Origin of the sequence: Chryseobacterium sp. MEBOG07 (genome assembly GCF_021869745.1) — a bacterium.
GTDB classification, from domain to species: Bacteria; Bacteroidota; Bacteroidia; order Flavobacteriales; family Weeksellaceae; genus Chryseobacterium; species Chryseobacterium viscerum.
In genome coordinates this window covers 4,990,872-5,006,604 of the sequence record NZ_CP084579.1, presented here as the reverse complement: position 1 = coordinate 5,006,604, position 15,733 = coordinate 4,990,872, and the positions used below count along the sequence as shown (strand labels likewise).

Below are 15,733 nucleotides of genomic sequence, written 5' to 3'. Positions count from 1 at the left end.
TTTCTGCCAGACAAATAAAGACGATAGCAGATAGCATAAGAAAAAATACATATTCGCATATGAAACTCAAATATAATATCATCCCCCTTATCCTGATCTCATTGTTGATAACAAGTTGTGGAAAAAAAGAAGCTACAGAGGAAAAAGCTCCTGAAAAAACAGAGCAGAAAGAAGCTGCCCATGAAGAAGCTCCGGCAACTATTGCTTCCCTCACAGAAGATCAGATGAAGTCTGTAGGGGTAGCTTTGGGAACGGTAGAAATGAAGGAGTTGACATCCACCATCAAAGCCAATGGTCTGCTCAGTGTACCCAACAGTAATAAAGCGACCATCACTTCTCTGTATGGAGGAATTATTAAAACCATCAATATCCAGGTAGGAAGTATTGTGAAAAAAGGACAGGTGATTGCCACTATTGCCAACCCGGAATATATACAGCTTCAGGAAGATTATCTGACCACAAACAGCAGGATTACTTATGCAGAACAGGAATACAGAAGACAAAGAGAGCTTTTTGATAATGATGCAGGAGCCAAGAAAAACCTTCAGAGTGCCGATGCTGAGCTGAAAACCTTAAGAACAAAAAGAGCCTCCCTGTTGAAACAGCTTCAGATGATGGGGATAAGCCCGGGAAAAGTAAGCAATGGGAACATGAAATCCGGGTTGGTGATTACAGCGCCTATCAGTGGGACGATCAGTAGTATTACCGCGCAGATTGGAAGCTATGTAGATATTTCTTCTCCCGTTGCAACAGTGATAGATAATGGTTCTATTCATCTCGATCTTCAGGTGTTTGAAAAAGACCTTCCGAAAATGAGAGTAGGGCAGATTGTTCACTTTAAGCTGACCAACAATCCGGAAACGGAATACGATGCAAAAATTTACAGCATAGGATCTTCTTTTGAAAACGAAAGTAAAACCATCTCTATGCACTGTGAAGTGATCGGAAACAAATCTGGTCTGATTGACGGAATGAATATCACCGGAATTGTAAGCCTTGATAAAAGTACAACTCCCGCAGTTCCTACGGAAGCTATTGTAGAAGCAGACGGAAAATACTATGTTTTTATCCAAACCGACAAAAAGCAGGAGGAAGAACATGACGAAAAAGGAAAACCTCATCCGAAAACCTTAAACTTTGAAAAAATAGAAGTGGTAAAAGGAACATCCGATATGGGATATACAGCCATAACATCGGTAGGAAATATTCCTGACAGTGCAAAAATTGTAGTGAAAGGTGCCTTTTTTGTGAATGCTAAACTGGTGAATTCAGGAGAACACGAACATTAATGAAAGCAGCCGGAACCAGTAAATGTCAATTTTTATCCTTAAATTAGAACTGTTTACGGAACTGTGTTAGGCTGGAAAAGAGTAAAGATCATCTCACCGAATTTTAATAAATAACCCGATTATGTTATTAAACAAAAAAATATCAGTCTGGTATTTCATCCGTGAAATAAAATCCCAAATTCTGTTTATCGGAATATTTGCCGTAGCCATTGGTCTTTTGGACATGCTGCCAGGGTTTCGTAAAATATCGCTTCCCTTGAATATTCCTGCATTACTGGGAACGGCAGTATCATTACTGCTGGCTTTCAGGACTTCCCAATCTTACGAAAGATGGTGGGAGGCAAGAACTGTTTGGGGGGCTATTGTGAATGATTCCCGAACTTTTGTGAGACTGATCATCCAGTTTATGCCCGCAGGAGATGAAAAAGCAATAAAAGATTTTGCCGAAAGACAGGTCATCTGGACCTATGCACTTGGAGAATCTCTGAGGAAATTACCGTTTTCAGAAAAAGTTCAGCAATATTTGGATAAACATCAGATCAAAGGAGCAAATATTCCTAATGCAATTTTGGACGAACACTCCAGACAGCTTAAAGAAATTGCAGCTTCCAAAGGATTGACCGATTTTCAGCAGATGCAGCTGAATGACATCATCACAAGGCTCTGTGACAGTATGGGGAAATGCGAAAGACTAAAGAATACAGTTTTTCCGCGCTCCTACAGTGTTTTAGTTCATATTTTGATCTATGTTTTTGCAGCTATCCTTCCTTTTGGACTTGATGATTCTCAGCTGGTGGTAGAAATTGCAATTACTTTCCTGGTTCCGATTACCTTCATTGCTATTGAAAAAACATCCATCATCATGCAGGATCCGTTTGAAAATGGTCCTGTAGATACTCCAATGACTTCTCTGGCTCAGACCATAGAAATCAATATCAGACAGATGATCGGTGAGCAGAATGTTCCTTCCAAAAAAGAAAATACATCCTATTATGAAATGTAATTAAACCATAATACAATATGGAAAACACACCAACACAAGCAGTCTCGGCAGCAAGCAGACATAAAAAGAACCTCCTGATCGTACTCTGCCTTAGCGGTACCTATCTCATTGCTGAGGTAATAGGAGGAATCATTACCAATAGTCTCGCTTTACTGGCGGATGCAGCACATATGCTGACCGATGTGGTAGGCTTATTGCTGGCATTTATCGCCATCAAAATAGGAGAAAGAAAAGCAGATCCTTCCAGAACATATGGCTATTACCGGACAGAAATACTGGCAGCAGTCATCAATGCTGTTGTTTTATTGGGAATTTCGATCTATGTTTTGTTTGAAGCATATAAGCGGTTTCAGGATCCACCGGAAGTGCAAAGCAAATCGATGCTGATTGTTGCCGGAATCGGATTGATCGTCAACATTGTCGGAATGATGATTCTAAGAAAAGACTCAGGAAGCAGTCTGAATATGAAAGGCGCCTATTTTGAAGTGCTTTCAGACATGCTTACTTCTGTAGGAGTGATGATTGCAGGAGTGATTATGCTGACAACAGGCTGGTATTACGCCGATCCGTTGATCTCAGCAGCAATTGGGCTATTAATCTTCCCAAGAACATGGAAGTTGCTGAAAGAAGCCATCAATGTTTTATTGGAAGGAACTCCTAAAGAGGTGGATATTCATGAGCTTCATCAATCATTGGAGAAAACTCCCGGAGTGAAAGATGTTCATGATCTGCATGTGTGGTCGCTTACATCAAGTGTCAATGCAATGAGTGCCCATGTCGTAAAAGATACCGGATATTCTCAAAATCAATTATTAAAAACATTGACTGATACTACGGTGAATAACTTTAAAATCAGTCATACCACTTTTCAGATAGAAGACGAAGGCTATGAAGAAAATGAAGTCCATCTGTAAAATTTTAAACAATGAAAAAAGATATAGAACACAAGCTCATTGATAAAAATACCAAACCTACGAGTATGAGGATTTTGGTCTATGATTTCTTAAGCTCTCAGGAAGCGGCTTTATCCCTTTCTGAAATAGAAAATCATTTTGAAAATGCTGACAGAATTACGATCTACAGAACATTAAAAACTTTTGAAGAAAAAGGAATTGTTCACAGCATTCAGGAAAATACAACCACAAAATATAAACTATGTGAAGACGACTGTGATGAAAAAACACATAAAGACTGGCACTTGCATTTCTACTGTAAAATATGCAAACAAACCACCTGTAAAGAAGATATTTCATTCCCTGAAAACATACAGACCAATTTCAGGATTGATGAAATACGATTGTTTGCCAAAGGAATATGCGAAAACTGTCTTGAAAGTTTGCAATAGCATTGCATCAGTCTCACCTTTACATTTGTATAAAAATATCAGTTATGGAAAAATGCTGTAGTACAACCCAGGAAAAACCAGATACAAAAGGACACAAACATAATCACGCAGAAGGAGATGGGCATGACCATGACGGCCATGATCACTCTCACGACTCCGGAGATCAGACGGTCTTTCAGATGTTTCTTCCGGCTATTATATCCTTTATCATCTTATTATTAGGAATTGCCTTTGACAACTATATAAAACCCGCATGGTTTACAGGCTGGGTACGTTTAGTATGGTTTCTGGCAGCTTATATTCCTGTAGGATTCCCGGTATTAAAAGATGCCTATAAAAGTATCATTAAAGGAGATGTGTTTTCAGAATTCTTTTTGATGAGCATTGCTACTATTGGAGCTTTTGCTATCGGAGAATATCCTGAAGGAGTCGCAGTAATGCTTTTTTATGCGGTAGGAGAGGTATTCCAGTCTATGGCGGTTACCAGAGCGAAAGGAAATATAAAAGCTTTATTAGATCAGCGTCCCGATGAGGTAACGATTATGGAAAATAATCAGCCCCAAAAGGTAAAGGCAAAAGAAACTAAAATAGGAAACATTATTCAGTTGAAGCCTGGTGAGAAACTGGCATTGGATGGCGAACTGCTTTCAGATTCAGCTTCATTCAACACTGCAGCCTTAACAGGGGAAAGTAAGCCGGATACCAAAAATAAAGGCGAAGTCGTTCTTGCGGGGATGATCAACATGAACAGTATCGCTTTGGTAAAAGTAACGACTGCTTATGAAGACAGTAAACTGAGTAAAATTCTGGAGCTTGTTCAGAATGCTACGGCTCAAAAAGCCCCTACAGAACTATTCATCAGAAAATTTGCGAAAGTATATACCCCTATTGTTGTATTTCTGGCCATAGGAATCTGTTTGCTGCCTTATTTCTTTGTAGATGACTATCAGTTCAGAGACTGGTTGTACAGAGCATTGATATTCCTTGTGATTTCTTGCCCTTGTGCCTTGGTTATCTCAATCCCGTTAGGATATTTCGGAGGAATTGGTGCAGCAAGCCGAAACGGAATTTTATTCAAAGGAAGTAATTTCCTGGACAGTATCGCGGAGATTCAGAATGTGGTGATGGACAAAACAGGAACCATGACAGAAGGCGTATTCAAAGTACAGGAAGTAAGTTTCAGCTCTGAATTTGATAAAAATGAAATCCTTCAGATGGTCAATGTTCTGGAAAGCAAAAGTACCCATCCGGTAGCGACGGCCATTCACAATTATGTAGGAGATATCAATCATGCTATTCCGTTAGAAAATGTAGAAGAAATTGCTGGCCACGGACTGAAAGCAACCGTTAAAGGAAAAGAACTGCTGGTAGGAAACTTTAAACTGATGGATAAGTTCAATATCAGTTACGATATCAACCACGCTAATATTGTCTATACTGTAATTGCAGTGGCATATGATAAAAAGTTTGCAGGATATATCACGATCGCAGACAGCATAAAAGAAGATGCCAAAGAAACGGTAAACAATCTTCACAAAATGAACGTAAAGGCCACTATGTTAAGTGGTGACAAAAGTACCGTTGTGAAATATGTAGCAGATCAGTTGGGAATAGACAATGCATTCGGAGACCTGCTGCCGGAAGATAAAGTAAATAAGGTTAAAGAAATCAAAGCCAAAAAACAAACGGTAGCCTTTGTAGGAGATGGAGTGAACGATGCACCAGTAGTTGCCTTGAGTGATGTAGGAATTGCAATGGGAGGTTTAGGAAGTGATGCTACCATTGAAACCGCAGATGTTGTGATTCAGGATGACAAACCAAGTAAAATACCAATGGCCATTAATATCGGAAAACAAACGAAAAAGATCGTTTGGCAGAATATTATTCTCGCCTTTGCTGTAAAAGCAGTGGTGTTAGTCCTTGGTGCAGGCGGTTTGGCAACGATGTGGGAAGCTGTTTTTGCGGATGTAGGAGTGGCGTTGCTGGCTATTTTAAATGCAGTAAGAATTCAGAGAATGAAATTTTAAGAAGCAAATAATAAACACAACTAAATTATATTCAATAAAAGCTCTGCTGAATTTCAGTGGAGCTTTTGCTTTAAAAAAATATACATCATGCTATTCACTCCGTAGGAATCTCAAAAAAAACTTTATTCTATCAATAAATCTGCTTAATCATCCTCATCTGCGAGAGAAAATAAACCCATCATACAATTTTATCGCAGATAAAATCCTTGCGCCTTAAACAATAGACATCTAAAAAAATTGCGTCTTTGCGTTTCAAACATAGCAGTCCAACATTTAATTTTAAAAAGGGAACATATTTTTTGTTGGAAATCGCCAAGGCGCAAAGAAAATAAAAATTGTGCTGCTTTTTAGGACGCAAGAAAATCAAAGATTTTCAGCAAGGTTACTTCTTAATTATCATTCTCATTATTAGCTTTATTAAATTGTATCGCAGATAAAATCCTTGCGCCTTCAAACAGTAAGTATTCAAAAGCACTTTTGCGTCTTTGCGAATTCCAACAAATAAAAAGCTCTGCCAAAAACATCAGCAAAGCTTTTATCAACAAGATTAAATTTGATATAAAGAACTAAATTTTTCACTTAGATCTTAATTTTCAATCAAAGTTCGGGATAAAATAATACTGGAAACAGCCACAGTTTTGTAATTTTTGTGGGTAACAGTAAGTAACCATGATGACATTCATCATAAATCACGCATAAAACAGTTTTGAAGTAGTATATTTGTAACAGAGAACAAAATCGTTGAGGTTATTCATTTCCATATTCATCATTTTTACCGTTGCAATACGTCCCGTTTTGCCATTGGTAAACTATGCTGTGAACTATGATTATATTGTGAAAAACCTTTGTGAGAACAGAAATGTACCACAATCAACGTGTAAGGGAAAATGCTACGTGGAAAAAGAACTGGTAAAAACAGAAAAACAATCCAATAGCTCCCAAACAATAAAGATTGCAGGATTAGATGTTTTTATTTCTCATGATATTCTTTCCTTCTCCTGTCATTTGAATTCGGAATCACTTTCTGAAGTTCCCGATTCAAGTTACTTTAATTCTCATTCTTCAGAATACTTTTCAAGGATATTCCATCCTCCGTTGGCTTAATCTTTATCATAAACTATATTTTTAGTTAATGAATTTAAAGTGCTTAAAGCTTTTATAAATAAGTCATTAAAGATATAGCCTACAATTAAAATGAACACTGGTAAGCCGTTAGAAATACCCTGATTCTTTTGAAGAATTCTGTGGTTTTTCAGACTTGTGCATTGTATCATAACTTTATTTAACATTATTAATTTCAATTTAACATTAAAATGAAATCTCCCATTATTTTGACCGCCCTGCTGTCAATATCATTACTGTCGTGTGCCAAGGAAACGCCTAAGGTAAAGCATGCAAGCCACATGGACTCCTCTGGAAAGAACGTAGAAAATGTACAGGTAGTGAATGAAGAAGACCCTATCTGCCACATGAAAACTGCCGGATCTATTAAAGATACAGCCGTATATAAAAATAAAACGTATGGTTTTTGCAGTGTATCCTGCAAACGTGAATTCAAAAAAAGCCCTGAGAAATATGCCCAAAAATAAAAAAAACAATAATAAAAGTAAGGTGATCATACCGATCGCGTTATTTGCATTGCTTTTCCTGGGAATAGGGGTAGGAATGGGGTATTTTAAAAAGAACCTTTATACCGTAATGAAAGTTCCCGATTTTGAACTGACAGATCAGAACAGTAAGAAAATTACCAATAAAGATATGTTGGGAAAGGTTTATCTCGTAGAATTCTTCTTCAGCAAATGTCCTACGATATGCCCGGTGATGAATACCAATATGAAGGCTATCCAGAATCAGATCAATGATCCCAACTTTGGAATAATCTCCATCAGTATTGATCCTGAAAATGATACTCCTGCAGCATTGAAAGAACATGCTCAAAGAATAGGGGCGAAATCTCCAAACTGGCATTTCTTGACCGGAGATCGAACTTATATTGGTGATCTTGCTGATAAATTTAATATCTATGTAGGCGATAAAGAAAATGAAGGAGAAAGCCTGAATCACAGCGGAATGATTGCCCTGGTAGATCAGGACGGAAATATTCGATGCAGATACAACAAAGAAAATATGCCTATTCTGTATTATTCAGGATTGAATTACGAAGATCCGGAAGGTAAAACGCCTATGCTGACAGGAAAATACCACCCAGACAGAGAAATTCTGATTGAAGATATTAAGAAATTATTGAAATAGAGAGAGAAGGAAGCTGGATGTTTGAAGCTGGAAGTTATTCCAGATGATGAAACTTCTAGCGATTTTTGATATAAAGTAAAATAGAAGTTGAAGAAGTGATGTTATAACACGAATGACTTCCATCCTCGATCTCCCATCTTCCCGCTTAATGAGAAAACATTGTTAAACCATAAACAAAAACGTTATGAAGATTTTGAAAATAGCTGCTGTAACTGCAGTTTTCGCGGCCCAGTTTACACTGGCTCAGTTTAAGCAGACACCTCTGCCATATGCTTATAATGCTTTGGAAGGAAATATTGATGCACAAACGATGGAAATTCATTATTCAAAACATGCCGCAGCGTATGTAGCTAACCTGAATAAAGCCATTACGGGAACTCCACAGGAAAAAGAAACTTTGTTTCAGATTCTTTCCAATGCTTCAAAGCTGCCTGCTGCAGTGAGAAACAATGCAGGAGGACATTACAACCATGAACTGTTCTGGACTGTTCTTACGCCTCAGAAAAATACACAGCCTTCAGCAAAATTAGCAAAAGCCATCACTGAAACTTTCGGAAGTATGGATGCTTTTAAAGAAAAAATGGCTAAAGCCGGAGCAGACCGTTTCGGGTCAGGATGGGCATGGCTTTCTGTGGATAAAAACGGAAAACTATTCGTTTCTTCAACACCCAATCAGGACAATCCTTTGATGGATGTAGTGGAAGAGAAGGGAACTCCTATCTTCGGAATTGATGTATGGGAACACGCTTATTATTTAAAATATCAGAATAAAAGAGCAGATTATCTTACCGCTATCTGGAATGTTACCAACTGGAAAGAGATCAGCAGAAGATATGATGAAGCGATAAGCAAGAAATAATCTGATGAAATTATTTTACAGCATACTTTTTACTTTTTATATGGTGCTAAGACCTTTGGTGCCATTGGTAGAGTATGCTGTAAATTATGATTATATCGTCAAAGTTCTCTGTATTAATAAAAGCAGGCCGGAGGTTCACTGTAACGGAAAATGTTACCTGAGTAAAGAATTGGCGAAAACCAATGATTCAGAATCTTCACCCTTTCAGAAAATAAAAAACTCAGGACAGAAAATCCTTGATACTTATATCCTGCCTGAAACCACAGAGATCATTACTACTGAAAAACGCCCGTTTTTCAATTTCAACTTTACTTACGAAGCAGCTTACTCTTTTCTGTTTCTTACCCACATTTTCAAACCACCGGTTTTTTAAGTTAAACTATCACTATTCAACCACAAAAGTCACAAAGCTTACATCAATTAAAAATCAAAGATTTTAAAAAGCTTAAGTGTTCTTAGTATGCATAAAGCTTATCACTTAAAATAACTTAAGTGTAAGAACTTTTGTGCCTTTTGTGGTAAAAAAATGTCCGCATTTCAACATTATAATTCAACTTAAAAAATCAACAATGAAAATTTATAAATTTTTATCACTATTCTTTATTGCCTTTACTTTATTCTCTTTTGTAGCCTGCGAAAGCAGCAGGGATGACGAAAATCCACAGGATACCACTCCCGGAAATCTTCAGATCAAATTCGAAAACGGATTTAATAATGTAGGAGATATCGTCTTGAACCAAACGACTCAGACTTCTTCTAATGGACAGAAACATAATTTTTCTGCTTTGAAATACGTAATCAGTAATATCGCACTGATAGACGAGAATGGAAACGAATTTAAATACAATGAAAACAATCCTGATAAAGGCGCTTTTATCGTCGATCAGGCAGATGCTGTAGCCGGAGTGATATATTTGAATTTGAATGGCATTCCGAAAAACAACTACAAAAAAATAAGATTCGGATTGGGAATCAGTCAGAAAGCGTACTTGCTGGGACAAGATGGGCAAGCTGAATTCTGGACAAAAGCCAAGCAGAAAGGAATGACGTGGTCATGGGCTGCCGGTTATATTTTTGTGAAACTGGAAGGGAAATATGGGAACGATGCTCCTTCAAAGGAATTTATGAATCATACAGGAAATATGGGGAATGTTACAGCTAATGAGCAGCCTGATCTGTACCGTGAAATCACATTGAATCTTCCGACAACAGCAAGAGTAACAGGAACAATCCGTCCTTCTGTGCATATTCTGGCAGATCTTAACCAGTTTCTGAGCGGAGAAAAAGCACTTACTCTTACAACGGCCAATGATATGTTGATGGGCTCAAACCAACACCTGGCAGATGTTACCAATAATCTTACAAAAATGTTTAAAGTAGACCACGTTCACAATGATTAATTTTTTTGTTAAAACGATACTGGTTCTGCTTGTATTTCTGTTGAGTTGTATTTCCTGTTCTGACGAGGTGATTCAGCCGTTGGAAAAAGATGAAGCATATAACTTGCAGTTTCCTTCTTATTTCCCGGAAATGACCTTTGATAAATCCATCAATCCCATAACAAAAAATGGAGTAGAACTGGGACGGAAACTATTCTATGAAGGAAGACTTTCCAGAAACAATACCATTTCATGCGGTTTCTGTCATATTCAGGAAAATGCGTTTACCCATCACGGGCATACTGTAAGTCATGGTGTGGATGACAGAATAGGAATAAGGAATGCACCACCTATTCAGAATATGGCTTTTTTGAAAAGGTATATGTGGGATGGTGTGATTCATAATCTGAATGAACAGCCCATTAGCCCGATTACAGATGTCAATGAAATGGACAGCTCTATACCGGACGCTATTTCAAAGATAAAAGATGACCAGAAGTATAAAAAACTTTTCAGAGAAGCTTATGGAGATGAAACCATTACAGGAGAACGAATTCTAAAAGCATTGTCGCAGTTTATGGCCTCGCTGATCTCTGCGGATTCAAAATACGACAGATTCAAGCAGGGAAAAGAACAATTGACTTCAGCAGAATCTCAGGGAATGGCTTTGTTCGGGCAGAAGTGCGCTTCTTGTCATAGCGGAGAACTGTTTACTGATGAGAGTTTCCGGAATACAGGAATGTATTATAACACGGAATTCAAGGATGCAGGACGTTACAGAGTAACCCTTAATCAGGTAGATTGGATGAAATTCCGTGTTCCGAGTTTGAGAAATGTAGAATATACAGCACCTTACATGCATGACGGAAGATTTTACACCTTAGATGCGGTCCTTAATTTCTATTCGAATCAGGTAGAAGATAATGCCAATCTGGATCCACAGCTGAAACAGAACGGTCATATAGGAATTGCCATGAACAGTCAGGAAAAACAGTCGATCATTGCATTCCTGAAAACACTGTCCGACAAAAGTTTTATATCCAATCCAAAATTTGCAGAATAATTTATAGAAAACATGAAGAAGATTATATTGATACTAAGTTTGATACTGTTTAGCCAGAATCAGGCGAAGACCATTAGAGACAGCGCTTATAGTGCTCCGGGTACCTTTAGCAGATTCGATTTTGATGATGATTGTGATGCTTGCGGCTGTGCAGCAGGAAACGGATCTTCAGGTTTTGAGTCTTTATTGAATCCACAGTTTATCGGAATCAAATACTTTGCCCAGCATTACAAAGCCAAAGAAAATTTATTTGTAAAAGATCTTACACAGGATCAGTATTTCAATACCCTGCAGCTTTGGGGGAAAATTCCATTGACTAAAAAACTGAGCGTATATGCAAGTCTTCCCTTCCATTTCCATGAAAAGAAAACCTTACAGGGAGATATCAAAATCAATGGAATAGGGGATCTGAACCTGATGGGAATTTATCAGCTGATGAGCTCTAAAGATAATTTCCATCATCTGAGCGGAGGCTTAGGAGTGAAAATTCCTTTGGGGAAATTTGATGAAAAAGGAGTATCTGGTGTCAATCCGAGTTTTCAGCTGGGAACCGGAAGCTGGGATTATCAGGCAGCTTTGAATTATAAGTTTCAGAAAGATAAAGTGGCGGTAATGGTCAATACAGACTACACGATCAAGACGGAAAATAAGAAAAATTACCGTTTTGGAAACCAGTGGAACTATGCTGCGACAGGTTTTTACCAGGTTGCGGGAAATGAAAAATCTATATTTTCTGTAAAGACGGGCGTTCAGGGAGAAGTGTATGCCCAGAATAAACAATTCGATGAAGCTTTACCCAATACTGCAGGAAGTGCTTTGTATGGGAAACTAGGATTTGAAGTTTCTTATAAAAAGCTGAGTTTGGGAAGTGAGATAATGCTTCCTATGTATACCCGGCTGGCAGGCGGAGATATTGAAGCAAAATCAAGATTCAGTATTTTCCTGAATATTGGAATTTAAAGTGAAACCCTTAATAAAATGATGTTAAAGCTCCTTGGGGAGCTTTAATTGTTTATGAATCATGATTTTAATTGGGGGTTAGGAATAATTCTTTATCTTTGCCGAAATTTGGTGAGCCCTAAAAAGCTCTTAAAAGGGAATCCGGTGAAAATCCGGGACAGACCCGCTGCTGTAAGCTCCACACCAAGATTTTTGAAGAATATATCCACTGTTTTTTTAATGGGAAGGATTTCAAAAATGGAGTAAGTCAGAAGACCTGCCAGAAAATAATCGTTTGACGCTTTCGTGGAATAAAGCTTAGGACATCAATGATTCTGTGCAGTGATAGCTGTGCTTTGTCGTTGTTTTCTTATATCCATTAGCGTCATCATTATCTTAAATGAGCTAATGGCAGCAAAACTAACTACTTCTACAATTCATAAAGCTGTTTTCACGATACTGGTGATAACATCTCAACTTTTGTTTTCTCAAACCAAGAAAAAAGATAGTCTGGAGGAAGAGACAATTAAAGGAATCAATCTTTACAAAAAGAATTTTAAAGAAATCCTTCCGGCACAAACCTTACAGGGCGAGCAGCTGGAAAGACTGAACAGCCACTCTGTTGCAGATGCTCTGCGGTATTTCTCCGGTGTTCAGATCAAAGACTATGGAGGGTTGGGTGGTTTGAAAACCATTAATATCCGAAGTATGGGAAGCCAGCACGTTGGTGTTTTCTATGATGGAATTCAACTGGGAAATGCCCAAAACGGCCTGGTAGATCTGGGAAGATATTCTTTGGACGATCTGGAAGAAATATCATTGTATAACGGGCAGAAAAGTGAAATTTTTCAGCCAGCGAAGGATTTCGGATCTTCGGGATCTATCTATTTACAGCCGAAAACACCGGTATTTAAAGGAACAAGAAAAACCAATCTTGTGATCAGAGCAAAAAGTGCTTCTATTGATCTTTTCAATCCGTCATTCCGATTGGAACAGAAGATTTCAGACAGGGTTTCTGCCAGCTTCAGTGGAGAATTTATGCAGAGTGACGGAATTTACAGATTTCGGTATGCAAAGAAATATCCTGATGGGCAGCAGGCTTATGATACCATTGCTAAGAGACAGGATTCGGATATTAAAGCAAAGCGTTTTGAAACTTCTCTCAACGGAACTTTAAATAACGGAAGCTGGAATATCAGAGGCTATGGTTATATTTCAGACCGAGGAATGCCGGCGCCTATTGTTAATGGTCGTTTTGGAGGGAGAGGTGCAAGACTTTCCGATGAAAATTATTTCGTACAGGCCAATCTTCGAAAAAAGCTGTTTCCCAAATTTGAAACCCAGCTGAAAGCAAAATTTGCTTACGATTATACCCATTTCATGGATACGGTTCGTTCGCAGTCTATTATTCATACTGATAACACCTATATTCAACGAGAGCTTTATCTTTCATCATCCAATATTTATTCTATCACACCCAATTGGGATGTCAGCCTGAGCGGGGATTTTCAGTATAATAATCTGGATGCCAATCTGGATAACTTTTCTTATCCTACACGTTACACCACATTGGTAGCGTTAGCAACAACGTATCAATGGAACAGGTTTAAAATTCTGGGAAGCCTTTTAGGAACCTTTACTTTTGAAGAAGTAAGAAAAAACAAAAGACCGGGAGATGCAAGAGAGTGGACTCCTGCCGTATTTATGAGTTATCAGCCGGAAATTATTCCAGAGCTTACTCTAAGGGCTTTCTATAAAAGAATTTTCCGACTTCCAACCTTCAATGATCTGTATTATACCAATATCGGAAATACGTATCTGAAGCCAGAATTTACCAATCAATATGATGTAGGATTTACCTATCAGAAGAATTATAACAATCGTTTCTTTAAAACCTTTTATGCTAAAGTAGATGGTTACTATAACAAAGTACAGGATAAAATCGTAGCTGCACCTAACGGAAGCATGTTTCGCTGGCTGATGATGAATCTCGGGATGGTTGAAATCATAGGAGCAGATGTGAATCTTCAGACTGAAATGCAGCTGGGGCAAGTAAAGCTAAGACCATTGCTTTCCTATACTTACCAAAGTGCAAGAGATATGAGTGATCCGGAAGATACTTTCTATCGCAATCAGATTGCTTACACCCCTTGGCATAGCGGATCTTTCAGTCTGATGGCAGATTATAAAGACTGGAGTTTCAATTACAGTGCGATGTATGTGGGAGAAAGATATGATGTGAACCAGGATAATATTCAATACAATTATGTACAACCCTGGTATACTCATGATCTGTCTGTTCAGAAAAAATTCAACTGGGCTAATCATCAATTTAAAGTAAGCCTTGAAATGAATAATATTTTCAACCAATATTATGATGTTGTCATCAATTATCCGATGCCCGGAAGAAACTTTAAACTTATTCTAAACTTCACCCTATGAGAAAACTAAACTTTTATTTTTTATTTCTTGTATTAGCTTTTCTTACTTCATGCCGTACAGATGATATTATCGTCCGTCAGGAAGTGGTAGAAGGACTTCCCTCAGAAAATACAGCAATAAAGGGCTTTTACATGCTGAATGAAGGAAATATGGGAAGCAATAAATGTACTCTGGATTTTTTTGATTACACAAAAGGAACCTATTACCGGAATATCTATGCGGAAATAAACCCGAATGTCGTAAAAGAGCTGGGAGATGTAGGAAATGATATCAAAGTCTACGGAAGCAAACTCTACATTGTTGTCAATGTTTCCAACAAAATTGAAGTACTGGATGCCAAAACAGCTAAACGTATTACTTCTATTCCTCTGCAAAACTGCAGATATCTTGCCTTTAAAGACGGGAAAGCTTATGCCAGCAGCTATGCTGGACCGGTAGCTATTAATCCAAAGGCACCTAAAGGAAAAGTAGTGGAAATTGACACCACTTCTCTTTCCATCCAGAGGGAAGTCGTAGTAGGCTATCAGCCGGAAGAAATGGAGATTGTAGGAAATAAATTATTTGTTGCCAATTCCGGAGGATACAAAGCTCCCGATTATGACAATACCGTTTCTGTAATAGACCTGAACACTTTTACTGAACTCAAAAAAATAAATGTGGCCATCAATCTTCACCACATTAAAAAAGACAATTATGGGGATCTGTATGTAACCTCAAGAGGAGATTATTATAACGTTCCTTCCAGTCTTTATTTAATAGATGCAGCCACCGGATCTGTCAAAAAAGATTTTCATCTCTCAGTGAGTGAAATGACGATCGTTAATGATAAGCTCTATTTCTACGGAAATGAATTCAATTACAATACTCATAGCTATAAAAAAACCTTTGGGATCATCGATGTAAAAACCGAAGAGATTATTGCCAACAGGATTTTTGATAAAGAATACGAAACTGCCATTAAAACACCTTACGGAATTGCAGTAAACCCTATCACAGAAGATATCTACATGACAGATGCCAGGAACTACGTTTCCATGGGATTTGTGTATTGCTTTGATAAAAACGGACGCTTTAAATGGAAAACGGAAGGTGGAAATATTCCTGCCCACTTCGCTTTTTTATACAAATAACCAA

Annotated in this window: 15 protein-coding genes and 1 riboswitch; all 15 genes read left to right on the top strand. The window is 37.9% G+C overall.

From position 1 onward, the window contains the following. Positions 1–59 precede the first annotated feature (59 nt). The 15 genes from LF886_RS23150 to LF886_RS23080 all read left to right on the top strand — a co-directional run bounded on the left by LF886_RS23150 (position 60) and on the right by LF886_RS23080 (position 15,729). Positions 60–1,289, top strand: a complete 1,230-nt coding sequence (locus LF886_RS23150) for an efflux RND transporter periplasmic adaptor subunit (protein WP_236851977.1) — start codon at positions 60–62, stop codon at positions 1,287–1,289. A 121-nt stretch (positions 1,290–1,410) separates the two neighbouring features. Beyond that, positions 1,411–2,292: a bestrophin family protein gene (locus LF886_RS23145; protein ID WP_236851976.1), complete on the top strand. Its 882-nt coding sequence runs from the start codon at positions 1,411–1,413 to the stop codon at positions 2,290–2,292. A 17-nt stretch (positions 2,293–2,309) separates the two neighbouring features. After that, positions 2,310–3,206: a cation diffusion facilitator family transporter gene (locus LF886_RS23140; RefSeq protein ID WP_236851975.1), complete on the top strand. Its 897-nt coding sequence runs from the start codon at positions 2,310–2,312 to the stop codon at positions 3,204–3,206. Positions 3,207–3,217: 11 nt separating this feature from the next. After that, positions 3,218–3,637, top strand: coding sequence for a Fur family transcriptional regulator (locus LF886_RS23135; RefSeq protein WP_034691375.1), 420 nt, complete (start codon positions 3,218–3,220; stop codon positions 3,635–3,637). Positions 3,638–3,681: 44 nt separating this feature from the next. After that, positions 3,682–5,664, top strand: coding sequence for a heavy metal translocating P-type ATPase (locus tag LF886_RS23130; protein WP_236851974.1), 1,983 nt, complete (start codon positions 3,682–3,684; stop codon positions 5,662–5,664). A gap of 741 nt (positions 5,665–6,405) precedes the next feature. Then, positions 6,406–6,768: a hypothetical protein gene (locus LF886_RS23125; protein ID WP_236851973.1), complete on the top strand. Its 363-nt coding sequence runs from the start codon at positions 6,406–6,408 to the stop codon at positions 6,766–6,768. Positions 6,769–6,977: 209 nt separating this feature from the next. Next, positions 6,978–7,253: a YHS domain-containing protein gene (locus LF886_RS23120; RefSeq protein ID WP_236851972.1), complete on the top strand. Its 276-nt coding sequence runs from the start codon at positions 6,978–6,980 to the stop codon at positions 7,251–7,253. Next, the gene (locus LF886_RS23115; protein ID WP_236851971.1) at positions 7,240–7,917 is read left to right on the top strand and encodes an SCO family protein; all 678 of its coding nucleotides are present in this window, start codon (positions 7,240–7,242) and stop codon (positions 7,915–7,917) included. The genes LF886_RS23120 and LF886_RS23115 overlap by 14 nt, the downstream gene beginning before the upstream one ends. A 184-nt stretch (positions 7,918–8,101) precedes the next feature. Further along, the gene (locus tag LF886_RS23110) at positions 8,102–8,776 is read left to right on the top strand and encodes a superoxide dismutase (RefSeq protein WP_317207642.1); all 675 of its coding nucleotides are present in this window, start codon (positions 8,102–8,104) and stop codon (positions 8,774–8,776) included. Between the two features lie 4 nt (positions 8,777–8,780). Further along, on the top strand, positions 8,781–9,149 hold the full coding sequence (locus LF886_RS23105) for a hypothetical protein (protein ID WP_228409902.1): 369 nt from the start codon (positions 8,781–8,783) through the stop codon (positions 9,147–9,149). Positions 9,150–9,345: 196 nt separating this feature from the next. Further along, positions 9,346–10,176, top strand: coding sequence for an MbnP family protein (locus LF886_RS23100; protein ID WP_236851970.1), 831 nt, complete (start codon positions 9,346–9,348; stop codon positions 10,174–10,176). Continuing rightward, a complete protein-coding gene (locus LF886_RS23095) occupies positions 10,169–11,218 on the top strand; it encodes a cytochrome-c peroxidase (protein WP_236851969.1) in 1,050 nt (349 codons plus the stop codon). The genes LF886_RS23100 and LF886_RS23095 overlap by 8 nt, the downstream gene beginning before the upstream one ends. Positions 11,219–11,230: 12 nt before the next feature. Next, positions 11,231–12,178 (top strand): transporter, encoded by a 948-nt coding sequence (locus tag LF886_RS23090; protein ID WP_236851968.1) that lies wholly within the window; start codon positions 11,231–11,233, stop codon positions 12,176–12,178. Between the two features lie 92 nt (positions 12,179–12,270). Continuing rightward, positions 12,271–12,457, top strand: a riboswitch (cobalamin riboswitch). Positions 12,458–12,565: 108 nt separating this feature from the next. Continuing rightward, entirely contained in the window at positions 12,566–14,599 is a 2,034-nt protein-coding gene (locus LF886_RS23085) for a TonB-dependent receptor plug domain-containing protein (protein ID WP_236851967.1), read from the top strand. Beyond that, on the top strand, positions 14,596–15,729 hold the full coding sequence (locus LF886_RS23080; RefSeq protein WP_236851966.1) for a YncE family protein: 1,134 nt from the start codon (positions 14,596–14,598) through the stop codon (positions 15,727–15,729). The genes LF886_RS23085 and LF886_RS23080 overlap by 4 nt, the downstream gene beginning before the upstream one ends. Positions 15,730–15,733 lie beyond the last annotated feature (4 nt).